The organism is Burkholderia sp. BCC1988 (assembly GCF_905339895.1).
In the GTDB taxonomy this organism is placed as follows: domain Bacteria; phylum Pseudomonadota; class Gammaproteobacteria; order Burkholderiales; family Burkholderiaceae; genus Burkholderia.
Window position 1 is genome coordinate 102087 of the sequence record NZ_CAJPHA010000017.1, and the last position, 26205, is coordinate 128291.

Consider the following 26205-nt stretch of genomic DNA (forward strand, 5'->3'; position numbering starts at 1 on the left):
CAATCCTGTTGAAAAAATCATCGAATGGAGCGGAGCGTCGACGATCCTGCGCCGGTCAACGCAGGTAGGACCGGACGAGGGTCACGATATCGTCGATCGATTCGGAAGCAGGCCGCGGGGCCTCCGCGAGCTGGGTGAATTCCTCGCGCAGATGGCTTTCGAGCACGCCGGCCATCACGCCGTTGATCGCGCCGCGGATCGCCGCCAGCTGCTGCAGTACCGGACCACAGTCGGCGCCTTCCTCGAGCGCCTGCTCGAGCGCATTCAGCTGCCCGCGGACACGGCGCACGCGGGTCAGGACGCGTTTTTTCTCTGCGGGGGAATGCGGCATGGGATCGTGGTTTCCGGATACTGGGGGGCAGTATAGAACAATGCGGTGCCGGAGGTATACCCGGTCGTGCCCGGATGCCGCAGTGCCTCCGCCGGCAGGGTTCCCGATGCCGGCGCGCGATCGGCGTCAGATCAGCAGCGAAAGCGTGCGGAACAGCGCGAGATCGTCCTTGCGCGCCGAGCGCGCATGCCGCCTGATCACCTGCAGCAGGCAGTCGATGAAGCAGCGCGCGGCGTCGCTCAGCGTGCTGCTGCGGCGCGTGACGACGCCGAGTTCGCTCGGCTCGAAGGTCTCCTTCAGCGACAGCACGCGCATCCGCTCGCCGAACGGCGGCACTGCCGCGAGGATCGTCGGGCACCACGTGCACATGCCGGCCTGCTCGAGCATCGTCTGCAGCATCGCGACCGACTGCGCGCGCACGATGCGCCGCTCGTCGATCTGCGCGCCGTGCCGCGTGAACAGGTAGTCGACGAGCGCGGCCTGGCCGTCGGCCGACGAATTCAGCACCCAGTCGCAATCGAGCAGGTCGTGCACCGACGTCGCGCGTTCGTGCGGATGCCCGGCGCGCACCATCACCGACGTCTCGTAGCGCAGCAGCGGCTCGAACGCGAACTCCTGCGCGCCGCTGCCGGCCTGCACGTGGCCGAGCGCGAAATCCATGCTGCCGTCGCGCAGCAGCGGTTGCGCGACGGCCATCAGCGCTTCGTACAGTTCGAGGCGCACGTCGGGCATCCGCTCGCGAAACTGCAGCACGGTTTCCGCGAGGAAGGTCATCGTCAGCCACGGCGTGACGCCGACGCTCAGCCGCCCCTCGACGCGCCCGCGCATCCGTTCGAGATCGCTTTGCGCATGCTCGAGCTGCTTGAGCACGAGTTTCGCGTGCGTGAGCAGGGTCTTCCCGTATTCGGTGAAGCCGATGCCTTCCGGCGCGCGCACCAGCAGCGGCAGGCGCTCGCTGGCCTCCAGCTCGCGCAATGCACGCGTGACGGCCGCCTGCGACAGCCCGAGCGTGCGTGCCGCGCCGCGGATGCTCCCGGCCTCCGCGCTCGCGACGAGCGCCTGCAACTGATGCAGCTTGATCGTGCTCATGGTGTGAAAGGGTGCGAAAGGGTGTGATAGCCGACAACGAAAGGTTGTCATCATAACGAAACTGCGGCTGTTCGCCGGCTTTTTCGCTGCCTACGATCTCGCCCACGACCTGCCATTCCGGCAGTCGCCACGCGGCACCTGGAAAGGAGTAACGGGGTTGGATCGAGTACGCATTCCGCCTGAGATGGCGGCCATCGAGACGGAGATGATCGCGCTGCGCCGCCGGCTGCATGCCCATCCGGAACTCGGTTTCGACGAACACGCGACGAGCGGGCTCGTCGCCGATTGCCTGACAACATGGGGTTATCGGGTCACGCGCGGCCTCGGTGGCACCGGCGTGGTCGGCACGCTCACGCGCGGCGCCGGGAAGCGGCTCGGGCTGCGCGCGGACATGGATGCGCTGCCGATCCGCGAGACGACCGGGCTGCCGCATGCGAGCCGGCACGACGGCGTGATGCACGCGTGCGGCCACGACGGCCATACGGCGATGCTGCTCGCGGCGGCCCGTTGCATCGCGCAGCGCGGGCGCTTCAGCGGCACGCTGAACCTGATTTTCCAGCCGGCGGAGGAAGGGCTCGGCGGCGCGAAACGGATGCTCGACGACGGGCTGTTTACGCAGTTCCCGTGCGATGCCGTGTTCGCGATGCACAACGTGCCGGGCCTGCCGGCTGGCGTGCTCGGCTTCTGCGACGGCCCGGCGATGGCGTCGGCCGACGAGGTGCGCGTTCGCGTGACCGGCCGCGGCGGCCACGGCGCGGCGCCGCACACGACGATCGATCCGGTGGTCGTCTGCGCGTCGATCGTGATGGCGCTGCAGACGGTCGTGTCGCGCAACGTCAATCCGCAGGAACTGGCGATCGTCACGACCGGCTCGATCCACGCGGGCACCGCATCGAACGTGATTCCGCCGCATGCGGATCTCGAACTGAGCGTGCGGGCGCTGTCGCCGGACGTGCGCGCGCTGCTCGAACGGCGCATTCGCGCGATCGTGCACGGCCAGGCCGACAGCTATGGCGCGACGGCCGAGATCGACTATCGCCACGGTTATCCGGTGCTCGTGAATCACGCGGCGGAAACGGCGTTCGCGCGCGATGTCGCGCGCGAATGGGGTGGCGACGATGCGCTGATTCCGCATCTGCGGCCGATCGCGGCGAGCGAGGATTTCGCGTTCATGCTCGACGCGTGCCCGGGCAGCTACCTGTCGATCGGCAACGGCGACGACGCGGCCGGCTGCGGGCTGCACAACCCCGGCTACGATTTCAACGATGCGTGCCTCGCGACGGGCGCGAGCTACTGGATCGCGCTCGCCGAGCGCTACCTCGCGTGACGCGGCCGGACCGATTCGATTTACCTTCAACGACGGCAACAAGGAGACTGGCAATGAAACAATGGATGGCGGCGCTCGCGGTGGCGCTGACGGCAACGACGGTGGCAGGCGCCGCGCATGCGGGCGACTGGACGGGCAAGGAGATCCGCCTCGCGGTCGATCCCACCTATCCGCCGCTCGAATACAAACAGCCCGACGGCACGCTGACCGGCTTCGGGATCGACATTACGAACGCGTTGTGTGCGGAGTTGCATGCGCGCTGCGTGTGGGTCGAGTCGAGTTTCGACGGGATGATTCCGGGGCTGCTCGCGCGCAAGTTCGACGTGATCGCGTCGTCGATGACAATCACGCCGAAGCGCATGCAGCAGATCGCGTTCACGAACCGGATCTCGAACGCGCCGGCGCGGCTGGTCGCGCGCAAGGGTTCGCCGCTGCTGCCGACGGCCGCGTCGCTGAAGGGCAAGCGGGTCGGCGTCGAGCAGGGTTCCGCGCAGGCCGACTATGCGATCGCGAACTGGCAGCCGGCCGGCGTGCAGATCGAGTCGTACCAGAACCAGGACCAGGTCTATGCCGATCTCGTGAGCGGGCGGCTCGACGCGGCGTTCCAGGCGTCGATCGCGGCCAGCGACGGCTTCCTGAAGAAGCCGCAGGGCAAGGATTTCATGTTCGTCGGCGCGGCGATCGACGACGCGAAGTACTTCGGACAGGGCGACGGCCTCGGGCTGCGCAAGCAGGACACCGAGCTGCGCGATGCATTCAACCGCGCGCTGGCGACGATCCTCGCGAACGGCACGTATCAGCGGATCAACCGCAAGTACTTCGACTTCGACATCTACGGCACGAAGTAAGCCGAACCGCAGCGTAGCGAGCGAGTGGGAATCGTCAAATCAATAAGGAAAACGAATGAACTGGAGATTGTTTTTCGTCGCGATGCCGGCACTGTGCGCGGCACCGGCGTTTGCGCAAAGCAGCGTCACGTTGTACGGGTTGATCGATGCGGGCATCGACTATACGAACAACGTCGGCGGCCACAGTGATTGGCAGATGGCGAGCGGTTTCGCGCAGGGCAGCCGCTGGGGGCTGAAGGGCACCGAGGATCTCGGCGGCGGCTACAGCGCGCTGTTCCAGATCGAGAGCGGCTTCAACGTGAACAGCGGCACGCTCGCGCAGGGCGGCCGCATGTTCGGGCGGCAGGCTTACGTCGGGCTCGGCAGCACGCGCTTCGGCACGCTGACGCTCGGCCGGCAATACGACTCGGTCGTCGACTATCTCGCGCCGACGACCGCGAACGGCAGCTGGGGCACCTATCCGTTCTCGCATCCGCTCGACAACGACAACACCGGCAACACGTTCCGCGTGAACAACACGGTCAAGTATGCGAGCCCGGATTTTGCCGGCTTCTCGTTCGGCGGCACGTACAGCTTCAGCAACGACACCGGGTTCGCGAACAACCGGCAGTGGAGTGTCGGTGCGCAGTACGAGCAGGGCGGCCTGCTTGTCGGCGCGGCGTTCCTGAACGCGGACAACCCGGGCGCAACGGCCGGCGGTGTGATCGCGGGCTCGGGGTCGGTCGGCGCGGATGCGAACTTCGCGTCGGCGCGGCTGCGGATTTTCGGGGCGGGCGTCAATTACACGGCAGGGCCCGCGACGGTCGGGTTCGCGTATACCAACAGCAACGTCACGCGGCCGACCGCGAACGTCGGCTACCTGTTCGGCGACGAGACGATCGAACCCGTGACCGGGCCGCTCGCGGGCGGCACGGTCACGGCGATCAAGTACCAGAACTTCGAAGTGAACGGTAAATACCAGTTCACGCCGGCGTTCTTCGTGGGCGCGCAGTATGTGTATACGACCGTGCGTTATGAAGCGACCACCGGCAGCGCGAAACCGAAGATCCATTCGATCGGGCTGATGGCCGACTACAACCTGTCGAAGCGCACCGACGTCTACCTGATGGGCGCGTACCAGCGGGTTGCCGGCGACGCGACCGGCTCGTCGCTCGATCAGGCGCTTATCCCGGGGGCGGCCGATCTGTCGTCGACGTCGAAGCAGTTGATGGTGCATGCGGGGATCCGGCATAAGTTCTGACCGGATCGGGATCGAGGGATCGAAGGGCGGGACGGGCGGCCGGCCTGGCGTCGCCCGCCCGCACAAGCGGCGCATTCCGGCAAGGACTCGCCGCGTCATGCGTGAACCGGTGGGCAGCATCCCCGCCTCATAGCCCGCGTCAACGTTCTGTTTTTTCAGCTTGTCGATACACGGAATCCTCGCGCGTCGTTTCGGCCGCTTGCGACGCTGTATTCGTGAGCGGGCGATTCCATTGGCATGCACGTTCGACACGAACACGAGAAATCGATCAGGTCAGTTCCGTCTTGTACAAACCGTTGATCGTTTCAGCCAGCGCGTTATCGTAGCTGCCGCCACGCGCCAGCCGGCGATGCGACGGGCGAACACGTCGCTCACCAATGCAACGTACGGCCCGCGGCCGGAGCCTGCCGGCAAATGCTGTCATTCGGGGCTGCGGGTGTTCGCCCGGTCACAGGCATCGTCGCGAGTTCATTGCCGGATGTGGTCGCGGCGTCGGGACAATCTGCACCTCGGCCACGCGGTGGACTTGCCCCTGCATGGCCGGAGCGGTCGTTATTCACCGACCTTCGTTTCCGACTCGGCGCGTTTCGCTAGATGTTCGACCATTCTTTGTGCTGCGGGCTGGATAGTGTCAAAGGTCTTGAAACAGACGACGAAGCGGCGCCGGGCCCATGAATCGGTGAGGGGGATGACCCGTACGCCGAGCGACTGCCGGTAAGCGGCTGCAACTTCGACAGGGATGACGCTGATCCCCAAACCGGCGGCCACGACGCGAAAGGCTGCGTCGAAACTCGACACGATCACGCGATACGACACGGTCCGGCCCCGATCCGCGGCTGCTCGCCTGAGCATCGTGTGAACCGCCGTGGCGGGCGGCAGTCCGACGTGATCGAAGTCGAGCGTGTCGTCGAAACCGACCGATTGAAGCCCGGCAAGCGGATGCTCCGGGTGCACGGCGAGCGCCAGCCGATCGTGCCGATATGAACGCGCCTGCAGTCCTTGCAAGTCGACGTTGTCCCAGCACACGCCGACCGCAGATGCTCCTTCGCGTACCTGCCGGACGAGGTCGCGCGACAGCCGCTCTTCCACGTCGACCTTGATGTTCCGGTTGGCGGGGTCGCGCATGAACGATGCGATGTCGTCCAGTAACACTTCCGCGATCGCGGACGCCGACGCGCAGATGCTCACGCGCCCCTGCAGCCCGTCGCCGATCGCGGTGACGTCGGCCGCGATCCGGTCCATCGTGAACAGCATGCTGCGCGCATGCTCGAGCAGCGCGACGCCGGCCGGCGTGGGCGTAACGCCGCGTCGCGACCGCGTCAGCGCCGGCGCGCCGAGGTCGCTCTCGAGCTGCGCGATGCGCTTGCTGATCGCCGATGGCTCGATATGCGCTTCCTTCGCGGCTCGCGCGATGTTGCCGTGATCACACACGGCCACGAACAGTCGGAGTGTCTTGAGGTCGAGGTCGCGCAACGGTGCTGTCTCCATGAGTCGATACGTTCCGGGTCGGAAGTTTTCTGCCCGTTTCGGCCGGTATCCGTGTTCTCCGGGAACGTCGGAAATTACCACGACGACGTCCCGCAGGCGCGCCGTGCGGGTTTTCTTCAGAAGATTTCGTGACGACGGCCGGCCCGGTCGCGACGCGGACGCGGCGACATTTCTGAGATTCCGTTTCGGAACGCTATAGCTTCCAGATCGATACTTTACGTCGCTTTTGGAATCTATAGAGTAAGGGCTATCGCCGGCGTGCAATGACCGGCCACAGATTGCGGAGACAGCGACCCCATGCCTTCTTTTCCCTCCCATGTCGTGATTCGCGAGGTCGGATTGCGTGACGGCCTGCAGAGCATCCAGGCCGTTCTGCCGACCGAGCGCAAGATCGAATGGATTGCCGATGCGTACGCAGCCGGCCAGCGCGAGATCGAAGTCGGTTCCTTCGTGCCGGCACGGCTTCTGCCGCAACTTGCGGATACGGCCGAACTCATCGCCTACGCGAAAACGCTACCGGGCCTCACCGTGTCGGTGCTGGTGCCCAACCTGACAGGCGCGCAGCGCGCCATCGAGACTTGCGCCGACTTGCTGCTCGTGCCGGTGTCCGCGAGCCGCGAACACAGCCTCGCGAACCTGCGCAAGACGCCCGACGAAGTGATCGCCGAGGTTGCGCATATCCGCGCCGCGCGCGACGCCGCCGGATCGACGACGCTGATCGAAGGCGGCATCGGCACGGCATTCGGCTGCACGATCCAGGGGCGTGTCGAACCGGACGAGGTCTTGCGTTGCATGCAGGCGCTGCTCGATGCGGGCGCGGATCGCGTCAGCATCGCCGATACGGTCGGCTATGCGGGGCCAGCGGCCGTTCGTGACCTGTTCGAGCGTGCGCGCCGCATGGCAGGCGAGCGCTTCTATTGCGGCCACTTTCATGACACGCGCGGCCTCGCGCTCGCCAACATCTATGCCGCGCTGGAAACCGGTGTCGCGCGTTTCGACGCGACGCTCGCAGGAATCGGCGGGTGTCCTCATGCACCGGGCGCAAGCGGCAACGCGTCGAGCGAGGACCTCGCGTTCATGCTGGACGAGATGGGTATCGACACCGGCATCGACTTGACGGCGCTGCTGGCGCTGCGCGCCAAGGTCGCGCGCTGGCTCGACGGCGAAACGCTGCATGGCGCGCTGTGGCGTGCCGGTCTGCCGAAAACGCATCTTGCATCGACGGCGCTCAATGCCTGAGGACCTCATGGAAACCAACGCAAGACTTCCGCTCGACGGTGTGCGAGTGATCGAGTTTACACACATGGTCATGGGGCCGACGTGCGGGATGATCCTCGCGGATCTCGGCGCGGAGGTCATCAAGATCGAGCCGCCCGGCGGCGACAAGACGCGCAAGCTGCCGGGCCTCGGCATCGGCTTCTTCCGCACCTTCAACCGCAACAAGAAGAGCGTCGTTCTCGACATCAACACACCGGAGGGCAGGGACGCCGCGCTCGCGCTGATCGGCACGTGCGACGTGATGCTCGAGAACTTCCGCCCGGGCTTGATGACGAAGCTCGGTCTCGACTACGACGCGCTTTCGAGTGCGTTTCCACGGCTCGTCTACGTGTCGCACAAGGGGTTCCTGCCCGGCCCCTACGAGAAGCGTCTCGCGCTCGACGAAGTCGTGCAAATGATGGGTGGACTGTCGTACATGACGGGGCCGGTGGGCCGGCCGTTGCGTGCGGGAACATCGGTCAACGACATCATGGGTGGCATGTTCGGCGCGATCGGCGTGCTGGCCGCGTTGCGCGAACGGGATGTCACCGGACGCGGCCAGGAAGTACAAAGCGCGCTCTTCGAAAACTGCGTGTTCCTCTCCGCGCAGCACATGCAGCAGTATGCAATGACGCATGAAGCGCCGCCGCCGATGCCCGCGCGCGTGTCCGCATGGAGCGTGTATGACGTGTTCACGCTTGCCGACGGCGAACAGCTGTTCATCGGCGCCGTTAGCGACAAGCAGTTCGTCACGCTGTGCGACGTCCTCGGCCGCCCGGATCTGTCCGCGGAGCCGCGCTTCGCGAGCAACGCATTGCGTGTGGCGGTTCGGCCCGAATTGCTCGAAGCGCTCGGCGCCGTGCTCAAGGACCACCGTGCCGACGAACTGATGCCGAAGCTCGAGGCCGCGGGCATTCCGTACGCGCCGATCGTGCGACCGGAGCAGCTGTTCGACGACCCGCATCTGAAGGCCAGCGGCGGACTCGTGCCGATGGAGACCGACGACGGCACGATGACCGATGTTGTCTTGTTGCCGCTGACGATGGGAGGTCGGCGGCCGGGCGTACGGCAGGCGCTCGCCCGGGTCGGCGAACACACGCACGAGATTCTTTCGCGACTGCGCGGACGAGCGAGCGCATGACCTTCCAGGCGCACTCGCGAAAGCGGTGCGGGAACCGACGGACGAACAGGTTGCGAACCTGCTCGAGAACGCGGCGGATGACGTGCGCCGCGCCAACGTTCATCGCCACCGTCCCGATCAGGTCGGTTTGGCCGTCTGATCACTTCGGAGATACAGAGATGGCAGATTTGTTTGATAACCCAATGGGGTTGACGGGATTTGAATTCGTCGAGTTCGCATCGCCCGTGGCTGCGATTGCCTGCCATCAAGGGTATCGGTGGCGCACCGCTTTATCGATCGAGCGCGATCAGATCCGCCGAGGTGTCGTAGGGAAACACAGTTGAACAACGCGCTCCACGCATGACGTGCGCGGAGCGCGATACACCGGCAGACGGACCACGATCCAACAACAAGGCCGTCGACATTTGCCGTATCCAGGAGACATACATGCATTCCACAGCAACCGCGGATTCCCGTCCGCACGATCAACTCGTCGTCAACGTCGACAACTCGCCGGGTGCCGCAATCGCCGCGCGTATGGATCGCCTTCCGATCACCCGCCATCTATGGATGCTGGTGCTGCTGATCTCGTTGGGTGGCTTTTTCGAAGTCTACGACCTGATCTTCACCGGCTACATCGCGCCGGGCATGACGAAGAGCGGGGTGCTGCAAACGACCACGCACGCGTTTTTCGGCTTCACCGGGATCGCCGGCTTCATCGCCGCGACATTCGCCGGCCTGTTCGTCGGGACGTTCGGACTGGGCTGGCTGCCCGATCGATACGGCCGGCGCTCGGTGTTCACGGTCTCGCTGCTCTGGTATTCGGTCGGTTCAGTGATCATGGCCTTCCAGACCACCCCGGAGGGGATGATTTTCTGGCGCTTCATCACCGGCATCGGCGTCGGGGTCGAAATCATCACGATCGACAGCTATGTGACGGAGGTTGTGCCGCAACACATGCGCGGCCGCGCGATGGCGTTCAACCAGAGTGTGATGTTCGCGGCGGCTCCAGTCGCCGCGATCCTGTCGTACTGGCTCGTACCGACCACGGTGTTCGGTATCGAAGGGTGGCGGGTCGTGGTGCTCGCAGGCGCGGCCGGCGCGTTGCTGGTGTGGTTCATCCGGCGCGGTGTGCCCGAGAGCCCGCGGTGGCTCGCCATACGCGGAAAACTCGACGAGAGCGACGCGATCGTGCGGAACATCGAGGCGATCGTCGAGCGTCAGTCGGGGCGGTCGCTGCCGCCCCCGTCGCAGGTCGTGGTGCAGCCGAAGCATCGACGTGCATCGCTTGCGGAGTTGTGGCAGCAACCTTATCGATCACGCATGGTGATTCTGATTGTCTTCAACTTCTGCCAGGCGATCGGCTACTATGGTTTTGCGAGCTGGGTGCCGACGCTGTTGATCAGCCAGGGCATCACCGTCACGAAAAGCCTGCTCTATTCGTTCATCATCGCGTTCGCGTTGCCGATCGGACCGCTGCTGGCGATGGCGGTCGCCGACAGGATCCAGCGCAAATACCTGATCGTTGGCGGTGCGTTGATCGTGATCCTATGCGGGATGGCGTTCGCACATGCCAGGACGATGGCACCGCTGATCATCCTCGGTGTGTTGATCAGCTTCGCCGGCCAGATCATCTCGGTCTGCTATCACGCGTACCAGGCAGAGTTGTTCCCGACAGCGATACGGGGCCGGGCCAACGGCATCGTGTATTCGGCCAGCCGGGTCGGTGCGATGATGTCGGGCTTTTTGATCGCATTCCTTCTCCGTGATTTCGGCGTGCCAGGGGTATTTGCCGGCATCACGGCATGTATGCTGATGGTCGCGGTGTCAATCGGCCTCTTTGGACCGAAGACCAATGGTGTGCGGCTCGAGGAACTGAACCACTGACCCGTCACGATTATCTCGACAACCGCGACGCGTACGAGGGCACGTTGCGGTTTGATGGTTCGAAGATCGGTCCGGCATGTGGATCTTGCCGTCGCCAGGCCGACGATGCCGAGGCCGTCAAGTGGCAGAAGGCGTTCGGCGACGATTGGCCGGCACGACGCACGTTCCCGAATCGCCTCGTCGTGCCGTGCCGATCAGGCTGTACATCGCGGCGGCACGTTCGCCACCTGCGCCGGCGAACAGATGGCTCCGCCGGCCGAATCGAACCCTCACCCCCGCGCCACCCCCGTCGACTCCCGCACGACAAGCTCCGGCGCCCCGATCGTATGCACGGCGGCAGCCGGTTCGATCCCGTCGATCATGTCGAGCGTCAGCGCGATCGCCCGCGCGGCGATCTGCGACGTCGGAAACCGCACCGTCGTCAGCGCGGGGCGGAACTGGTGCGCGAGCTGGATATCGGTCATGCCGATCACCGACAGATCGGCCGGCACGCGCAGGCCGAGATCGGCTGCCGCCTGCATCGCGCCGATCGCCATCAGGTCGTTGGTCGCGAACAGCGCGGTGAGGCCGGGCTGCGCCCTCAGTAACGCAGCAGCCGCTTCGTAGCCGCCTTCGATCGAATCGTGCGCCGACACGGTCGTCAACGCGTCCGCCGGATGGCCGCGTGCCGCGAGTTCGTCGGCGAAGCCGCGCAGCCGCACCGACTGCGGGCCGCCCGATCCCCTGCCGACGAGCGCGCCGAACGCGCGATGCCGCAGCCCGGACAGGTGCGTGGCCGCCAGCGCCCCCGCCGCCGCGAAATCGACCGTCACGCATGGCAGCGTGCGCGACGCATGCACGTGCTCCCACATGCACAGCACGATCGACGCACCGTGGCGTGCGATGTCGGCCAGCTCGGCTTCGGCGAGGTCGGTGTTCATCACGATCGCGCCGGCGGCGAGCGTCCCCGCGATCCGCTCGAGGTAGTTGCGCGTGATGGCCGGATCGTCGTCGGTATTCGACACCAGCAGGTAATGGCCGCGCTTGCGCGCCTCGCGCTCCGCGGCCAGCACGAACTCCGGATAGAACGGGTTCGTGATGTTCGACAGCATCAGCGCGAGCGTCGACGTGCGGCCCTCGGCCAGCGCGCGCGCGGTCAGGTTCGGCCGATAGCCGAGTTCGCGGATCGCGGCCATCACGCGTTCGACGGTTGCCGGCTTCACCTTCTGCGGATTGCGCAGCACGTTCGAGACGGTCGCAGCAGTGACGTTCGCGCGCTGCGCGACTTGCGCGAGCGTCACCATGCGCGGCCTGCAGGTGGTCGGGAGAAGAGGCGCGACGGAAGCGAAGCGGGGGAGTGTCTGCTCATATTCTGGGAGTGCGTCCCACTAGTTGCACAAGGACAGGCGATACGCTAAGTTCTGGGCACATCAGATCAAGGAGACGACATGGTACGGCGAACCGGGCGAACTGCACCACTGAAATTTAAGCGATTAAATTTCTCGATCCGTAGCGCCTGACCGGAAGAGGAGAGCGCGATGACCGCCATTTCATTGAAGGACGTCTCGAAGCGCTACGGCGACCATGCGCCGGTGCTGCGCGATGTGAACCTCGAGATCGCGTCGCACGAGTTCTGCGTGTTTCTCGGTCCGTCGGGCTGCGGCAAGTCAACGCTGTTGCGGATGATCGCCGGGCTCGAGGACGTGACCGACGGCGAACTGCGGATCGGCGGTGCGCGCATGAACGACACGCCGCCTGCCGAGCGCGGTGTAGCGATGGTGTTCCAGAGCTATGCGCTGTTTCCGCACATGACCGTGTTCGACAACATCGGCTTCGGCCTGCGCATCGCCGGCACGCCGAAGGATGAAATCCGGCGCCGCGTGACCGAAGCCGCGCGCGTGCTGCAGCTCGACGCGCTGCTCGATCGCAAGCCGAAGGCGTTGTCGGGCGGCCAGCGGCAGCGCGTCGCGATCGGCCGCGCGATCGTGCGCGAGCCGCGCGTGTTCCTGTTCGACGAGCCGCTGTCGAATCTCGACGCGACGCTGCGCGGCCAGACACGCGTCGAGATTGCCCGCCTGCACGCACGCTTCACGCAATCGAGCTCCGTCTACGTGACGCACGACCAGATCGAGGCGATGACGCTGGCCGACCGGATCGTGCTGCTGCACGCGGGCGACGACGTCGCGCGCTTCGGCAGCATCGCACAGGCCGGTGCACCGCTCGAGCTGTATCACCGGCCGGCCAACCGCTTCGTCGCGGGATTCATCGGCTCGCCGCGGATGAACTTCCTGCCGGCGGTCGTCGAAGCGGGCGATGCGCATGGCTGCCGGCTGCGCCTGGATGGAACCGGCGAAACGCTGACGCTGCACGATCGGCCGTTGCCGCGCCACGTCGGCAGCGGCGCGCGCGTGACGCTCGGGATTCGTCCCGAGCATCTGACGGTCGCCACGGCGGGCGATGCCGACTTGCCGGCGATCGTGCGTGACGTCGTACTCGTCGAGCAGCTCGGCGAAGCCGCGTACGTGCATCTCGACCAGCCCGGCGGCGTGCCGCTGCTCGCGAAACTGCCGGGCCAGGCCGCGTTGCGGCGCGGCGAACGGCATGCATTCCGCGTGTCGCCGTCGTGCTGCCACCTGTTCGACGAGGCCGGCATCGCGTTGCCGGCCGTCCACGCCGAAGCGGCGTTCGCGTAGCGGCGCACTGCCGACCCGCCGCGCGCGACGCGGCACCCATCACACCAATACCAGGAGACAACGATGAGACTTCGTGCGAGCCGATTGCTGCTTGCCCTGACGACTGCCGCGGCATGCGCCGCGGGGACGGCCGATGCGGGCACGCTGAAGGTGAACGTCGCCGCGCGCGGCAACCAGCGTGCGACGTGGCAGGCGGCGTTCGACCAGTTCCACAAGGCGAATCCGGATATCGACCTGAAGGTCAGCTACGTGGGCGAGGAGGCGTACAAGGTGCAGATGTCGGGCTGGCTCGCGACCGATCCGCCCGACGTGCTGAGCTGGAACAACGGCGAACGGCTCGCGTACTTCGCGAAGCGCGGGCTGATCGAGGACCTGAGCGCGGACTGGCAGAAGAACGGCTGGAACGACACGTATGCGGCCGTGAAGCAGTCGTCGACCTACGGCGGCAAGCTCTATAGTTTGCCGCTCGGCTACGACGCGTATGGGTTGTTCTACCGCAAGGACATGTTCGAGAAGGCCGGCATTCACGGCGAGCCGGCCGACTGGGCGCAGTTTCTCGACGCGTGCCGCAAGCTGAAGGCGGCCGGCATCGCGCCGGTCGCGGTGGCCGCGCGCGATGCGTGGACGCTCGCCGCGTGGTTCGACTATCTCGACCTGCGGATCAACGGCTATGCATTCCACCAGAAGCTGATGGCCGGCGACGTCGCGTATACCGATCCGCGCGTGCGGGCCGTGTACGCGGCATGGAAGAAGCTGATCGACGACAAGTATTTCATCGACAACGCGCTGTCCTACGACGTCGATTCGCTGAGCCCGCTGATCGTCAACGGCCAGGCCGCGATGACGCTGATGGGCACCTGGTATTCGGCGGGCCTGCTGAGTGCGGCGCGCAACCCGATCGGCTTCTTCCGCTTCCCGGTGATCGATGCGTCGGTGCCGCTTGCGGAAGATGGCCCGGTCAACGTGCTGATCGTGCCGGCGAAGGCGCACAACAAGACGGACGCGCGTCGCTTCCTCGCGTTCATGGGGCAACCGGCGGTGAGCGGCGAGTTCGCGAAGGGAATGGGGCAGTTGCCGTCGAACAACAAGGCGCCCGAGCCGCAGGACCCGATCTCGAAGATCGGCTTCCGCACGCTCGCGACGACGCCCGGCGGCATCGCGCAGTTCTACGATCGCGACATGACGAAGGAAATGGCGGACGAGGGGATGAAGGCGATGCAGCAGTTCCTGTCCGACCCGACGTAGCTCGATGCGATCCTGCAGCGCCTCGAGCAGACTCGCAAGCGCATCTACCGGAAATAACGCGCCGCGCGGCCGGGCCGGCGCATGCCGGTCCGGTGCGTCGTTGTCACCGTCTCGTTCGTTGGGTTCGTTTGGTTCGTTTCGTCGAAGGTCACCTCATGTCAACCAGCCTGTCCGAAAGCGCCGTGCGCCGCGAAGCCGGCCCGCAGCGGCATGCGCGCGCGTCGCTCGCGCGCCGGCGCAACCGCGCGGCCCTGTGGTTCGTGCTGCCGGGATTCGCGCTTTTCACCGTGTTCGTGCTGTATCCGATCGTCAGCAGCATCTGGCTGAGCTTCCATCACTGGGACGGGATGACGCCGATGACGTATGCCGGGCTCGACAACTATCGCGAGCTGCTGCAGTCCGATACGTTCTACGTCGCGCTGAAGAACAACGTGCTGTGGCTCGCGCTGTTCCTCGCCGCGCCGCCGCTCGGCCTCGCGCTCGCGCTGTACCTGAACCAGAACGTGTTCGGCATCCGGCTCGTGAAGTCGCTGTTCTTCGCACCATTCGTGTTGCCCGGCGTCGTCGTGGGCCTGGTGTTCTCGTGGTTCTACGATCCGACGTTCGGACTGCTGAAGCTGATCGTCGGACACGGGATCCCGGTGCTCGGCGATCCGCGCTATGCGACCTACGGCGTGATCGTCGCCGCGCTGTGGCCGCAGATTCCGTTCTGCATGATCCTCTACCTGACCGGGCTCACCGGCATCAACGGCGAGATCGTCGAAGCGGCGAGGATGGAAGGCGCACGCGGCTTCACGCTGCTGTGGCACGTGATCCTGCCGCAATTGCGGCCGGCGACCTTCATGGCGGTGGTGCTGACCGTAATCGGCGCGCTGCGCAGCTTCGACCTGATCTCCGTGATGACGGGAGGCGGCCCGTTCGACAGCTCGACCGTGCTCGCGTACTTCATGGTCGACCAGGCGATCAAGTACTACCGCGAAGGCTATTCGGCCGCGATCGCGGTCGTGCTGTTCGCGATCATGCTCGTCTATATCGTGTGGCAGCTGCGCAAGCTGGTGCGCGTCGAATCGTAAGGATCGCAAACATGTATCCGATGCCCGTGTCCCGTTGGGGACGACCCGCCCGTCTGCTGTACCGGCTGTCGCTGCCGTGCGCGCTCGCGCTGTGGCTCGTGCCGCTGCTCGCGGTGCTCGTCACGTCGATCCGCTCGACCGACGAGATCATCGCCGGTCATTACTGGAGCTGGCCGAAGCAGTTCGCGCTGCTCGACAACTACGGCACCGCGCTCACGCAGACGCCGATGCTGCATTACTTCGCGAACAGCATCCTGATCACGGTGCCGTCGGTCGCGGCATCGATCCTGCTCGCGTCGCTCGCGGGGCACGCGCTCGCGAACTACCGGTTCCGCGGCAATCTCGTGCTGCTCGGGCTGTTCGTCGCCGGCAACTTCGTGCCGATCCAGATCCTGATGATCCCGGTGCGGCAGATCATGCTCGACGTCGGCCTATACAACACCGTGTGGGCGCTCGTGCTGTTCCATACCGCATTCCAGACCGGTTTCTGCACGCTGTTCCTGCGCAACTTCATCCGCGAGTTGCCGTTCGAGCTGATCGAGGCCGCGCGCGTCGAAGGCGCGTCCGAATGGGCGATCTACTGGCGCGTCGTGCTGCCGCTCGTGCGGCCGGCGCTCGCGGCACTCGCGATCCTCGTATTTACGTTCGTGTGGAACGACTATTTCTGGGCGCTGTGCCTCACGCAAGGCGACGACGCGGCGCCGATTACTGTCGGCGTCGCCGCGCTCAAGGGGCAGTGGACGACCGCCTGGAACATCGTGTCGGCCGGCTCGGTGCTCGCGGCGCTGCCGTCGGTGCTGATGTTCTTCGCGATGCAGAAGCACTTCGTCACCGGGCTCACGTTCGGCGCGACCAAGGGCTGACCCGTCCCATCCTCTTTCATCTGCAAGGAATCCACGATGCACCTCGGCGTTTGCTACTACCCCGAACACTGGCCGCGCGAACAATGGGAGCGCGATGCGCGGCGGATGGCCGAACTGGGCCTGACCCGCGTGCGGATCGCCGAATTCGCGTGGAGCCGGATGGAGCCGGAACCCGGCCGCTACGACTGGGCGTGGCTCGACGAAGCGATCGACACGCTCGCCGGCCAGCAGCTGAAGATCGTGCTCGGCACGCCGACCGCCGCGCCGCCGAAATGGCTCGTCGATCGTCATCCGGAGATCCTGCCGATCGGCGCGGACGGCGCGGTGTGGCAGTTCGGCTCGCGTCGCCACTACGATATCGCGAGCCACGTGTATCGCGAGCACTGCGTGCGCATCGTGGACGCGATGGCGCGGCGCTACGGCGCGCATCCGGCGGTGATCGCATGGCAGACCGACAACGAGATCGGCTGCCACAACACGCTGCCGAGCTATACGCGTGCGGCGCTCGAAGGTTTTCGCGCATGGCTCGCCGTGCGCTACGGCGATATCGGCACGCTGAACCGCGCGTGGGGCAACGTGTTCTGGAGCATGGAGTATCGCGGCTTCGACGAGATCGAACTGCCGCGCCATACACCGACCGACGCGAATCCCGCTCATCTGCTCGACTTCAGGCGCTATCAGTCGGACGAGGTCGCGCGGTTTCATGCCGTGCAGGTCGATGCAATCCGCCCGCACGCACCGGGCCGCGACGTGCTGCACAACTTCATGGGCTTTTTCACCGAGTTCGATCACTACGCGTTCGCGCGCGGCGGCCTCGACGTGGCCGCGTGGGACAGCTACCCGGTGCCGCGCACCGAAGTGCTGCCGCTCGACGAAGCGGACAAGCGGCGCTGGGCCCGCACCGGGCACCCGGACGTGTCGGCGTTCTCGCACGACCTGTATCGCGGCGTCGGCAACGGCCGGATGTGGGTGATGGAGCAACAGGCGGGGCCCGTCAACTGGGGGCCGTACAACCCGGTGCCGAATGCCGGCGCGGTGCGGCTGTGGACGTGGGAAGCGTTCGCGCATGGCGCGGAGCTCGTATCGTATTTCCGCTGGCGGCAGTATCCGCATGCGCAGGAGCAACTGCATTCGGGGCTCAACGCGCCGGACGACCGGCTGTCGCCGGGCGGTCATGAAGTGGCGCGCGTCGCGCGTGAACTGGCTGCGCTGGATCCCGGGTGCTTCGCGGGTTCGGAGCGTCCGGCGCGCGTCGCGCTGCTGTTCGACTACGAGGCGGACTGGATGATCCGGATCCAGCCGCATGGCGCCGACTTCGACTATCAGCAACATGCGTTCGACTGGTATCGCGCGCTGCGCGAACTCGGGATCGACGTCGATATCGTCGCGGCCGGTGCGGACGTGTCGCGTTATGCGTTCGTCGTCGCGCCGACGCTGCCGGTCGTCACGGATCGCATCGTCGAGCAGGCCGCGCGCGGGACCGCGCACTGGTTGTTCGGGCCGCGCACGGGTTCGCGTACGGCGGCATTCGCCATCGCGCCGGGCCTCGCACCCGGCAAGCTGCGTGACGTGCTGCCGGTGCGGATCGGCCAGGTCGAATCGCTGCGGCCGTCGCTCGCCCCGCGCGTCGCGTTCGACGGCATCGACGGCCACGCGCTGAAATGGCGCGATCACGTCGATATGGAATCGGTCACCGGTGTCGACGTGCTCGCGGCCTGCGATGACGGCGTGCCCGCACTCGTGCGGCGCGGCCACGTGACGATGGCGACCGCCTGCTTCGATCGCACGCTGTTGCGTGCGATCGTCGGCCGCTGCGCGCGCGACGCCGGACTGCCGGTGCGTGCATTGCCCGACGGCGTGCGCTTGCGCCGGCGCGGGCGCGTCGTGTTCGCGTTCAACTACGGCGACGCAACGTGCACGCTGCCCGCGCCGGACGGTGCGCGTTTCGTGCTCGGCGGCCGCGAACTCGGCGCGGTCGACGTCGCCGCATGGGTCGAGCCGGACTGACGCGATGCAGTCGTTGCAGCCGCTGCGATTGCAGTTCGCGCGCCTCGCCGGGATCGCGCATTTCGTGCCGCTGTCCGCGGCGGCGCTGATGCTCGGCGTCGCGATGTCGTTTACGGCGCCGTACCTGTCGCTGTTCGGCGTGCAGGCGGCAGCAATGTCGCCGTCACTGGCCGGCGTATTCATGACGCTGATCGCGGCGAGCGGTGTCGTCGCCAGCACGTGGGCCGGACGCTGGTCCGATCGCCGCGACCGCCACCGGCTGTTGCTCGCCGCTGCCGCGCTCGGCTTCGCGCTGCTGTGCGTGCTGCGCGCGCACGGACCGGTGATCGCGGCCGGCACGATCCTGCTCGGCGCGGGGGCCGTGTCGTTGTCGCAGATCTTCTCGTTCGCGCGCGCGGTGCTGCCGGTCGATGACGATGCACAGCGCGAGCTCGCGTCGGCCGCGCTGCGCACGATGCTGTCGGTCGCGTGGGTGTTCGGGCCCGCGCTCGGCGCAATGATCCTCGCGCAGACGGGTTTCACCGGGCTCTTTCTCGCGGCTTCGGCGGGCTTCGTCGCGTGCGCGGCGATCGTCGCGCGGATTCCGGAGCCTGCGCGGCGTCCGGCCGCCGTTCACGTGCGCGCGGTCGACCACGCCCCGGCGCCGTCGGGCGATGCTGCGTCGGGCGTCGTCGCGCCGCGCGCGCGCGTGCTGCGGACTCTCGTCGCGCTGACGCTGATGGGGCTCGCGGCGAACGCGACGATGATCGTGCTGCCGCTGTACATCGTGCGCGGGCTCGGCGGCACGCCGGCGAACGTGTCGGCTGCGCTGGGTCTGGCCGCGTTGCTCGAGATTCCGATGATGCTGTGGCTCGGCATCCGCTCGACGCGGCTCGACAAGGCACGCTGGCTGACCGCATGCGCGGTCGTGCATGCGGCGTATTTCATCGGGCTCGCGGCGGTGACGCGAGTCGACCTGATCCTGCCGCTGCAGTTGTTGAGCGCTTGCGTGGTCGCGATCACGTCTTGCCTCGGGATGACGCGCGTATGCGACCTGATGCCCACGCGCCCCGGCACCGCGACCGCGATGTTCTTCAGCACCGCGCGCGTCGGCTCGATCGCGTCGGGTGTGCTGTCGGGGGCGTGCGTCGACCTGTTCGGCTATCGCGCGACGTTCGCGGGGTGCTGCGGGCTCGCGCTCGTGGCGTGCGTGCTGCTCGCGCTGGATGCGCGCGGCGAGCGGGGCGGTGTGAGCGGAACGGCGCAGCGAGCGGTATGAGCGACACAAGCGACACAAGCGACACCACACCGCCCGCACGACACCGCTTCAACCCACCGCACTGACGCACGATGCGCCGGTGCGGTGAATCGACGATGCCGTGACGCGTCAACGCTTGCGATACGCGTCGAGCGACGCCAGCGCATTGCCGTGGAAGTCGAACAGCGTATTGTTGTCCCACTGATCGCCCGCGCCCAGCTTCCAGCCGACGCCCGGTGTCGGGATCCATTCCGGTTCCCACCAGAACACGCCCTTGCCGCGATTGCCCGGCACGCCCTTCACGATATCGACGACCGCCGCGAGGAACTGCGCCTGGCCGGCCGGCGACGGCGGGAACGCGGTCGAGCCGGTGTTCGTCATCGCATTCGGCTCCGAGTCGCCGTCGCTGGTGGTCCACGGATACGCGGTCTCGACGACGATCAGCTCCTTGTCGTAGCGCACGGCGAGGTCGTTCGCGTTGTTGCGCAGGTCGTCGAGCGCGCCTTGCCACTGCGGGTAATACGACAGGCCGATCACGTCGAACGCGACACCGCGTTGCGTCGCGCTGTCGAACCACCAGCGGCTTTTCGCGTTGTCGCCGCCGCTGTCGATGTGCAGCATCACCTTGATGCGCGGATCGACGGCCTTCACCGCATCGTGGCCCGTCTTCAGCAGTTGCGCGAGGTTATCCCACTGGTCGTAGCGGCCGAGCGGCCACAGCATGCCGCCCGTGATCTCGTTGCCGATCTGCACCCACTCGGGCCGCACGCCGGCGCGCTGAAGCTGGCGCAGCACGTCGGTCGTATAGGCCGACAGCAGTGCGCACGTGTCGGCGAGATTCTTGCCGGCCCATGCATGCGGCGGGTATTGCTTGCCGGGGTCGGCCCACCAGTCGCTGTAGTGGAAGTCGATCAGGATGCGCATGCCGAGCGCGGCCGCGCGCTTCGCGAGCGCCACGACATGGGCCGCGTCGTTGTAGCCTGCCGCATCGCTCTGGTTCGCGGGAAAGAAATCCGGATTGCCGGGATCGTTCCATACCTTGATGCGGATCGAATCGACGCCATGCGCATGCAGGATCTTCAGGCAGTCGCGCGGATGCCCGCGGTCGAAGTACCGTGCACCGTGCGCCTCGAGTTCCGGCAGCGTCGACACGTCGGCGCCCATCGCGAACGGGATACCCGCGCTGCCTGCGGCGCGCGCGACGCCTTGCGCGACGGCCGGCAACGCGCCGGCCAGGTCGACGCACGCGAGCGCCGCGGTCGAGACACTCCAGCGCAACATCGATCGTCTGTTCATCGTCATCCTCCAGTATCGGGCCCGGTCGATCGATCGCAGGATCGCGGGCTTCGTTGGTTTAAGCGCTTAAATTTCAGCCTCGATACGAGGCCGGATCGAGCGTAGCGCAGCCGCCGTTGCTAACGCAAAGAACGCGTGCGTTGCCTACTATCTGGCGACAGGCGTGGGGACGGTGAGGAGAGACAGGCGGATCAATCTTGCGCCCGGCGCAGAGTCGTGCTTTTTCTCAGGTGCCGTTCGTGGCGAATCCTGAGCCGTCTGACTGCATGAAGCCCCACTGACCACGGCGATGATCGCCGCGCCGGGAGCACGTTGGGTCCGATGCGCGCGTGGCTTCACGTAGGCAACACGGCATGGTCGGGATATGACCGGACTGCGACGGCCTCGCCGTCAATCAAACCCCGAAGAACGCCAACCCCGCGATCACGATGCCGATTGCGGCCACGCCGATCGACAGACCCTGCATCCATGAACGGCGCGTGAGGATCGTGATCGCCGCCAGTGCGATCGAGATCTGAATGACGGTCGTTGCCTGCGACCAACGATGGTGTCGGTGCATCCGCGCCTCGCTGGCCGCGTTGTTCTTCTCGACTTCCTTTTCGAGCGCCTCGGCTTGCGCCCGGATCGGTTCCTTGTCGGCGCGGTATCGTGCGGCGTCCGCCTCGAACCGCTTGCGCTGCGGCGACGCGTCCGGGCTCAACGCCGCGCCGAGTTCGGCGAGGTTCTGCTTGTTGCCCTTCGCCTGATAGTAGGCCCACTGGTTCGCAGCCTCGGTTTTCCGGATCGCGGCGTCATTCTTGTACAGTAGCGCGAGGCTTTCGTCGGCACCGCTCTGGTAGGCCGATATCGCACCGAAGCAGGCAAGCACGGCCGTCAGCACGGCGATGCGCGACGTACCTTGATCGCCGCCGTGAGCCGCATGATGTTCCGCCGCATGGTCGTGAGGGCCATGAACTTCGTATTCTTCAGACATCCGTAAGGAACCCGCAAGAGTTGAATGAAATCCGGCGCCGGCCGACTGCGCACGGACGCTCGATCGCACATGGGAGTCTGACACAGGTTTGCGTGCTGGCGATGCTTTCGCGCGACGCGCCAGCCCGGCGCGTCTCGCGCCATGTTCAGCGACGGATCCGGACCCTCTAGGACCGCATCGCGGCGGATAAACGATAAACCTCAGGCGGCCGCTGCCTGGACGGATTCGGTATCCCGGTTGACGTGATTGACCCAGTGGTTTCGGAGCGGGCATGCCGACCGGTGTACATGGCAGTTTGCGGACTGGCGCGTTCGCATGCGACCCGACCCGGCCCGACGTGTCCGCTACCGCTACCCGCGAACGCCGACCCGATATCGCGTCGTCTGGCGATAGGTCCGGCCCGGACGAAGGATGGTTTCGTCGCGCAACGCGTCCATGTTGACCTGGTTCGGAAAGCACCCGGCTTCGACGCACAGCGCCGCATGTCGTACGCAAGACCCGCCGCCGCTCACGCGCACACCGTCCAGATAGTTGCCCGTATACAGCTGAAGCCCTCGCTGATCAGTCGACACGGCGAGTTCGCGACCGCTTTCCGGATCGTAGATCGATGCGACGGGCCGCACGCCGCGCCCAGGCTCGCGCAGCACATAACAATGATCGAAGCCGCGCCCGCGCGTGAGCTGCGCATGCGGCCAGTCGAGGCGCGCGCCGATCGGCGCGCTCTGCCGGAAATCGAACGCGCTACCCGTCACGTCGGCGGTGCCGGTCGGGATCAGCGCGTCGTCCACTTCGACGAACGCGTCGGCGTCGATCTGCAGCAAGTGTCCGCGCACGTCGCTGCCCGCGCGCCCGCTCAGGTTGAAGTAGCTGTGATTGGTCAGGTTCAGCGGCGTCGGCGCATCGGTCACGCCCGCGTAGTCGATCGTCAGCGTGCCGTCGTCGTCGAGCGTATAACGCACCTGCACCGTCACGTTGCCCGGAAAGCCCGCATCGCCTTCCGGCGAATCGAGCCGCAGCGTCAGCCCGCCACGGTCGTCGACCACGTCCCAGCGCGCGCGGTGAAAGCCGCTCGCGCCGCCGTGCAGCAGGTTGCCGTTCTCGTTGCGGTCGAGCGTGTGGTCGACGCCGTCGAGCGCGAAGCGCGCATTCGCGATCCGGTTCGCCCAGCGGCCGACCGTCGCGCCGAGGTAGGCGCCCGACTCGACGTAGTCGGCCGGCGTGTCGTGCGCCAGCACGATATCGGCGAAGCGCCCGGTGCGGTCGGGGGCGAGCCACGACACGACGGTCGCGCCGAGATCGCTGACGACGACGCGCATCCCGTGCGCGTTGCGCAGCGTGTAGCGCCGCACCGGATCGCCGCCGGGCAGCGTGCCCCACGGTTCGGACGGAATGCGGCCCGCGTCGGATGCCGGGCAGGGAGAGTCGGTGTCGATATGCATGAGTGGGTTCGCTCGTGAGCGGTGAATTCAGTGGGCGGGCGCGGTGCGCTCCTGGTATTCGCGCGGGGTGCAGCCGAGTTCGCGGCGGAATACCGCGTACATGTATTGCAACGACGTGAAGCCGCAGCGGATCGCGACTTCCGCGCTCGACGCGTTGCGGCTCGCGAGCAGCGCCTGCGCGGCCTCGAGCTTGTGACGCAGGATTTCCTGGTGCACGGTGCGCTGCAGTTCGCGCCGGAAGTGCTCTTCGAGCAGCGAGCGCGACACGCCGACATAGTCGGCGACCTGTTCGGTCTTGATCCCCTGGCACGCGTACTGCCGGATGAAATGCCGCGCGCGCATCACGTGCGGGCTCGCGAGCGGCTGGTGGCGCGTCGATTCGAGCACGTTGATGCCGACCGGCGGAACGAGGATGCGCTGTCCGGGAAAACGCGCGCCGCGCAGCATCCGGTGCAGCAGGTGCGCGGCGGTGCGGCCCATTTCCTCGGTGCCCTGGATCACCGACGACAGCGGAATGCGCGTCAGCGTGCGCGTGAGCGGATCGTTGTCGATGCCGATGATCGCGACCTGTTCCGGCACCGCGATGCCGGCGATCAGGCACGCCTGCAGCAGATGCCGCGCGCGCGCATCGGTGACCGCGATCACGCCGACGGGCTTCGGCAGCGCATGCAGCCAGCCGATCAGCTGCTCGATCGCGTGATTCCAGCCCGACGCGCTCGTCGACAGGCCGCGGTAGATCGGCGCGTCGAGCCCGTCCGCGCGCGCGAGGCGATCGAACGCGAGCTCGCGCTGCTGCGCCCAGCGGTTCTCCTGCGCGACCGGCAGGCTGTACATCGCGAAATGCGCGAGCCCCGCGCCGATCAGGTGCGTATAGGCGAGCGACACGAGCTTCGGGTTGTCGGTCGCAATATATGGGACGCCGTGCGGATACTGCGCGGGATCCTCGTACGACGAGCCGACCGCGACGATCGGCAGCGGCGAGCCGGCGAGCGCGTCGGCGACGGCCGGATCGTCGAAGTCCGCGATGATGCCGTCGCCGTCGAAGCGTTCGATGCCGGCGAGCCGGCAGCGGAAGTCGTCCTCGAGGAACAGGTCCCACACGACACGCGTCGTGTGCAGGTACTGGCCGATGCCGCTGATGATCTCGCGGTCGTAGACCTTGTTCGCGTTGAACAGCAGCGCGATGCGGTGCGGTGTCTGGGCGGAAGAGGCGCGGGTCATGTCGGTCTCGGGGCGGGCGCCGCTCGGGCGTCTTGCCGTTGTCTCCGGGGCGCGCGGACGGTGCCGCGCGATGCTCTGGTGTCCGGCGATTGTAGGCCGGAACGCGCACCGCGCGCAGCGGCTGGCAAGAAACGTTAAGCATGCTGCGCAATTTCGCAATTGCCGGCCGGCAGGCGCGCGGGCACGATCCAGCCAACCGGATTCGGCCGCGTGCGTCGTCGTCGCGACGCGCGTTGCGCCGCAACAAGACCCTGCACGGAGACGCCATGTCGTATTTCGAACACATTCCCGCGATTCGCTACGAAGGCCCGCAGTCGGACAATCCGCTGGCTTACCACCATTACGACGCCGAGAAGCGCGTGCTCGGCAAGACGCTCGCCGAGCATCTGCGGATTGCCGTCTGCTACTGGCATACGTTCGTGTGGCCGGGGCACGACATCTTCGGGCAGGGCGCGTTCCAGCGGCCGTGGCAGCAGCCTGGCGACGCGCTCGAACGTGCGCGCATGAAGGCGGACGCGGCATTCGAGTTCTTCACGAAGCTCGGCACGCCTTTCTATACGTTCCACGACACCGACGTCGCGCCGGAAGGCGACACCCTGCGCGAATACGCGGCCAATTTCGCGCGGATGGTCGACTATCTCGGCGAGCGCCAGAAGGCGAGCGGCGTGCGGCTGCTGTGGGGCACCGCGAACCTGTTCTCGCACCCGCGCTTCGCGGCGGGCGCCGCGACGAACCCGAACCCGGACGTATTCGCGTGGGCCGCGACCCAGGTGTGCCACGCGCTCGACGCGACGCACCGGCTCGGCGGCGAGAACTACGTGCTGTGGGGCGGCCGGGAAGGCTACGAGACGCTGCTCAATACCGACCTGAAGCGCGAGCGCGAGCAGTTCGCGCGCTTCCTGTCGATGGTGGTCGAGCACAAGCACCGGATCGGCTTCACGGGCGCGCTGCTGATCGAGCCGAAGCCGCAGGAGCCGACCAAGCACCAGTACGACTACGACGTCGCGACCGTGCACGGCTTTCTCGTGCAGTATGGACTGCAGAACGAGATCCGCGTGAACATCGAGGCGAACCACGCGACGCTCGCCGGTCATTCGTTCCATCACGAAATCGCGAACGCGTTCGCGCTCGGCGTGTTCGGCAGCGTCGACGCGAACCGTGGCGATCCGCAGAACGGCTGGGACACCGACCAGTTCCCGAACAGCGTCGAGGAGCTGACGCTCGCGTTCTACGAGATCCTCCGCCACGGCGGCTTCACGACCGGCGGGATGAACTTCGACGCGAAGGTGCGGCGCCAGAGCGTCGATCCGGAAGACCTGTTCTACGGCCATGTCGGCGCGATCGACGTGCTCGCGCTCGCGCTCGAACGCGCGGCGGTGCTGGTCGAGAACGACCGGCTCGACGCGCTGCGCCGGCAGCGCTACGCGCAGTGGGACGACGCGTTCGGCCGCAAGATCCTGTCGGGCGGTTACACGCTGCAGTCGCTCGCGGACGACGCGCTCGCGCGCGGCGTGGACCCGCGGCACGCGAGCGGCGCGCAGGAGCGGCTCGAGAACATCGTGAACCAGGCAATCTACGGGCTGCGCTGACGC

Annotated in this window: 22 protein-coding genes; 14 read left to right on the plus strand and 8 right to left on the minus strand. The window is 66.7% G+C overall.

All coding sequences use genetic code 11. The features are described 5' to 3' along the window. Positions 1-55 precede the first annotated feature (55 nt). Both frmR and U4012_RS23800 read right to left on the minus strand, forming a co-directional pair. The gene (gene frmR / locus U4012_RS23795) at positions 56-331 is read right to left on the minus strand and encodes a formaldehyde-responsive transcriptional repressor FrmR (RefSeq protein WP_044844290.1); all 276 of its coding nucleotides are present in this window, start codon (positions 329-331) and stop codon (positions 56-58) included. Positions 332-457: 126 nt separating this feature from the next. Beyond that, positions 458-1420 carry a LysR substrate-binding domain-containing protein gene (locus U4012_RS23800; protein ID WP_044844289.1) on the minus strand — a complete coding sequence of 321 codons (963 nt, stop codon included), beginning with the start codon at positions 1418-1420 and terminating at the stop codon, positions 458-460. A gap of 157 nt (positions 1421-1577) precedes the next feature. On the opposite strand from U4012_RS23800, the gene U4012_RS23805 reads away from it, so the two are divergent. The 3 genes from U4012_RS23805 to U4012_RS23815 are packed head-to-tail and all read left to right on the plus strand — an operon-like array spanning position 1578 to position 4835. After that, a complete protein-coding gene (locus U4012_RS23805; protein WP_321801943.1) occupies positions 1578-2747 on the plus strand; it encodes a M20 aminoacylase family protein in 1170 nt (389 codons plus the stop codon). Between the two features lie 53 nt (positions 2748-2800). Then, on the plus strand, positions 2801-3595 hold the full coding sequence (locus U4012_RS23810) for an ABC transporter substrate-binding protein (protein WP_044844287.1): 795 nt from the start codon (positions 2801-2803) through the stop codon (positions 3593-3595). A gap of 55 nt (positions 3596-3650) precedes the next feature. Continuing rightward, positions 3651-4835, plus strand: a complete 1185-nt coding sequence (locus U4012_RS23815) for a porin (protein ID WP_321801944.1) — start codon at positions 3651-3653, stop codon at positions 4833-4835. A 552-nt stretch (positions 4836-5387) separates the two neighbouring features. Here U4012_RS23815 and U4012_RS23820 read toward each other — a convergent pair. After that, a complete protein-coding gene (locus U4012_RS23820; protein WP_321801945.1) occupies positions 5388-6308 on the minus strand; it encodes a LysR family transcriptional regulator in 921 nt (306 codons plus the stop codon). 312 nt (positions 6309-6620) lie between these two features. On the opposite strand from U4012_RS23820, the gene U4012_RS23825 reads away from it, so the two are divergent. The 4 genes from U4012_RS23825 to U4012_RS23840 all read left to right on the plus strand — a co-directional run bounded on the left by U4012_RS23825 (position 6621) and on the right by U4012_RS23840 (position 10587). Beyond that, on the plus strand, positions 6621-7562 hold the full coding sequence (locus U4012_RS23825; protein ID WP_321801946.1) for a hydroxymethylglutaryl-CoA lyase: 942 nt from the start codon (positions 6621-6623) through the stop codon (positions 7560-7562). 7 nt (positions 7563-7569) lie between these two features. Then, positions 7570-8721, plus strand: coding sequence for a CaiB/BaiF CoA-transferase family protein (locus U4012_RS23830; RefSeq protein ID WP_321801947.1), 1152 nt, complete (start codon positions 7570-7572; stop codon positions 8719-8721). Positions 8722-8879: 158 nt separating this feature from the next. Next, entirely contained in the window at positions 8880-9044 is a 165-nt protein-coding gene (locus tag U4012_RS23835; protein ID WP_321801995.1) for a hypothetical protein, read from the plus strand. A gap of 103 nt (positions 9045-9147) precedes the next feature. Then, positions 9148-10587 carry an MFS transporter gene (locus tag U4012_RS23840; protein ID WP_321801948.1) on the plus strand — a complete coding sequence of 480 codons (1440 nt, stop codon included), beginning with the start codon at positions 9148-9150 and terminating at the stop codon, positions 10585-10587. 269 nt (positions 10588-10856) lie between these two features. Here U4012_RS23840 and U4012_RS23845 read toward each other — a convergent pair whose 3' ends face one another. Further along, positions 10857-11870, minus strand: coding sequence for a LacI family DNA-binding transcriptional regulator (locus tag U4012_RS23845; RefSeq protein WP_124487296.1), 1014 nt, complete (start codon positions 11868-11870; stop codon positions 10857-10859). Between the two features lie 234 nt (positions 11871-12104). Here U4012_RS23845 and U4012_RS23850 point away from each other — a divergent pair, with 234 nt between their 5' ends. From U4012_RS23850 to U4012_RS23875, 6 genes are all read left to right on the plus strand, one after another. After that, entirely contained in the window at positions 12105-13259 is a 1155-nt protein-coding gene (locus tag U4012_RS23850; RefSeq protein WP_321801949.1) for a sn-glycerol-3-phosphate ABC transporter ATP-binding protein UgpC, read from the plus strand. A 63-nt stretch (positions 13260-13322) separates the two neighbouring features. Further along, positions 13323-14504: an ABC transporter substrate-binding protein gene (locus tag U4012_RS23855; RefSeq protein ID WP_321801950.1), complete on the plus strand. Its 1182-nt coding sequence runs from the start codon at positions 13323-13325 to the stop codon at positions 14502-14504. 155 nt (positions 14505-14659) lie between these two features. After that, entirely contained in the window at positions 14660-15577 is a 918-nt protein-coding gene (locus tag U4012_RS23860) for a sugar ABC transporter permease (RefSeq protein WP_321801951.1), read from the plus strand. An 11-nt stretch (positions 15578-15588) separates the two neighbouring features. Further along, positions 15589-16440, plus strand: a complete 852-nt coding sequence (locus U4012_RS23865) for a carbohydrate ABC transporter permease (RefSeq protein WP_321801952.1) — start codon at positions 15589-15591, stop codon at positions 16438-16440. A 36-nt stretch (positions 16441-16476) separates the two neighbouring features. Next, entirely contained in the window at positions 16477-18447 is a 1971-nt protein-coding gene (locus U4012_RS23870) for a beta-galactosidase (RefSeq protein ID WP_321801953.1), read from the plus strand. A 4-nt stretch (positions 18448-18451) separates the two neighbouring features. Further along, the gene (locus U4012_RS23875) at positions 18452-19705 is read left to right on the plus strand and encodes a sugar efflux transporter (protein ID WP_321801954.1); all 1254 of its coding nucleotides are present in this window, start codon (positions 18452-18454) and stop codon (positions 19703-19705) included. 108 nt (positions 19706-19813) lie between these two features. Here the strand turns inward: U4012_RS23875 and U4012_RS23880 are convergent, their stop codons facing one another. The 4 genes from U4012_RS23880 to U4012_RS23895 form a co-directional block, all read right to left on the minus strand. Further along, the gene (locus U4012_RS23880) at positions 19814-20980 is read right to left on the minus strand and encodes an arabinogalactan endo-1,4-beta-galactosidase (protein ID WP_321801955.1); all 1167 of its coding nucleotides are present in this window, start codon (positions 20978-20980) and stop codon (positions 19814-19816) included. Between the two features lie 394 nt (positions 20981-21374). Then, complete coding sequence (locus U4012_RS23885; protein WP_044844285.1) at positions 21375-21953, minus strand: DUF4337 domain-containing protein; 579 nt, start codon at positions 21951-21953, stop codon at positions 21375-21377. Positions 21954-22303: 350 nt separating this feature from the next. Further along, positions 22304-23392, minus strand: coding sequence for an aldose epimerase family protein (locus tag U4012_RS23890; protein WP_321801956.1), 1089 nt, complete (start codon positions 23390-23392; stop codon positions 22304-22306). 27 nt (positions 23393-23419) lie between these two features. Next, entirely contained in the window at positions 23420-24613 is a 1194-nt protein-coding gene (locus U4012_RS23895; protein ID WP_044844283.1) for a XylR family transcriptional regulator, read from the minus strand. Between the two features lie 266 nt (positions 24614-24879). Here U4012_RS23895 and xylA point away from each other — a divergent pair, with 266 nt between their 5' ends. After that, a complete protein-coding gene (xylA, locus tag U4012_RS23900) occupies positions 24880-26202 on the plus strand; it encodes a xylose isomerase (protein WP_321801957.1) in 1323 nt (440 codons plus the stop codon). The last annotated feature ends 3 nt before the right edge of the window (positions 26203-26205 follow it).

What these genes read in the sequence shown, in the direction of transcription:
- frmR (WP_044844290.1), bottom strand. Translation starts at nt 331, where the DNA reads ATGCCGCATTCCCCCGCAGAGAAAAAACGCGTCCTGACCCGCGTGCGC.
- U4012_RS23800 (WP_044844289.1), bottom strand. Translation starts at nt 1,420, where the DNA reads ATGAGCACGATCAAGCTGCATCAGTTGCAGGCGCTCGTCGCGAGCGCG.
- U4012_RS23810 (WP_044844287.1), top strand. Translation starts at nt 2,801, where the DNA reads ATGAAACAATGGATGGCGGCGCTCGCGGTGGCGCTGACGGCAACGACG.
- U4012_RS23815 (WP_321801944.1), top strand. Translation starts at nt 3,651, where the DNA reads ATGAACTGGAGATTGTTTTTCGTCGCGATGCCGGCACTGTGCGCGGCA.
- U4012_RS23825 (WP_321801946.1), top strand. Translation starts at nt 6,621, where the DNA reads ATGCCTTCTTTTCCCTCCCATGTCGTGATTCGCGAGGTCGGATTGCGT.
- U4012_RS23830 (WP_321801947.1), top strand. Translation starts at nt 7,570, where the DNA reads ATGGAAACCAACGCAAGACTTCCGCTCGACGGTGTGCGAGTGATCGAG.
- U4012_RS23835 (WP_321801995.1), top strand. Translation starts at nt 8,880, where the DNA reads ATGGCAGATTTGTTTGATAACCCAATGGGGTTGACGGGATTTGAATTC.
- U4012_RS23840 (WP_321801948.1), top strand. Translation starts at nt 9,148, where the DNA reads ATGCATTCCACAGCAACCGCGGATTCCCGTCCGCACGATCAACTCGTC.
- U4012_RS23845 (WP_124487296.1), bottom strand. Translation starts at nt 11,870, where the DNA reads ATGGTGACGCTCGCGCAAGTCGCGCAGCGCGCGAACGTCACTGCTGCG.
- U4012_RS23850 (WP_321801949.1), top strand. Translation starts at nt 12,105, where the DNA reads ATGACCGCCATTTCATTGAAGGACGTCTCGAAGCGCTACGGCGACCAT.
- U4012_RS23855 (WP_321801950.1), top strand. Translation starts at nt 13,323, where the DNA reads ATGAGACTTCGTGCGAGCCGATTGCTGCTTGCCCTGACGACTGCCGCG.
- U4012_RS23860 (WP_321801951.1), top strand. Translation starts at nt 14,660, where the DNA reads ATGTCAACCAGCCTGTCCGAAAGCGCCGTGCGCCGCGAAGCCGGCCCG.
- U4012_RS23865 (WP_321801952.1), top strand. Translation starts at nt 15,589, where the DNA reads ATGTATCCGATGCCCGTGTCCCGTTGGGGACGACCCGCCCGTCTGCTG.
- U4012_RS23870 (WP_321801953.1), top strand. Translation starts at nt 16,477, where the DNA reads ATGCACCTCGGCGTTTGCTACTACCCCGAACACTGGCCGCGCGAACAA.
- U4012_RS23875 (WP_321801954.1), top strand. Translation starts at nt 18,452, where the DNA reads ATGCAGTCGTTGCAGCCGCTGCGATTGCAGTTCGCGCGCCTCGCCGGG.
- U4012_RS23880 (WP_321801955.1), bottom strand. Translation starts at nt 20,980, where the DNA reads ATGAACAGACGATCGATGTTGCGCTGGAGTGTCTCGACCGCGGCGCTC.
- U4012_RS23885 (WP_044844285.1), bottom strand. Translation starts at nt 21,953, where the DNA reads ATGTCTGAAGAATACGAAGTTCATGGCCCTCACGACCATGCGGCGGAA.
- U4012_RS23890 (WP_321801956.1), bottom strand. Translation starts at nt 23,392, where the DNA reads ATGCATATCGACACCGACTCTCCCTGCCCGGCATCCGACGCGGGCCGC.
- U4012_RS23895 (WP_044844283.1), bottom strand. Translation starts at nt 24,613, where the DNA reads ATGACCCGCGCCTCTTCCGCCCAGACACCGCACCGCATCGCGCTGCTG.
- xylA (WP_321801957.1), top strand. Translation starts at nt 24,880, where the DNA reads ATGTCGTATTTCGAACACATTCCCGCGATTCGCTACGAAGGCCCGCAG.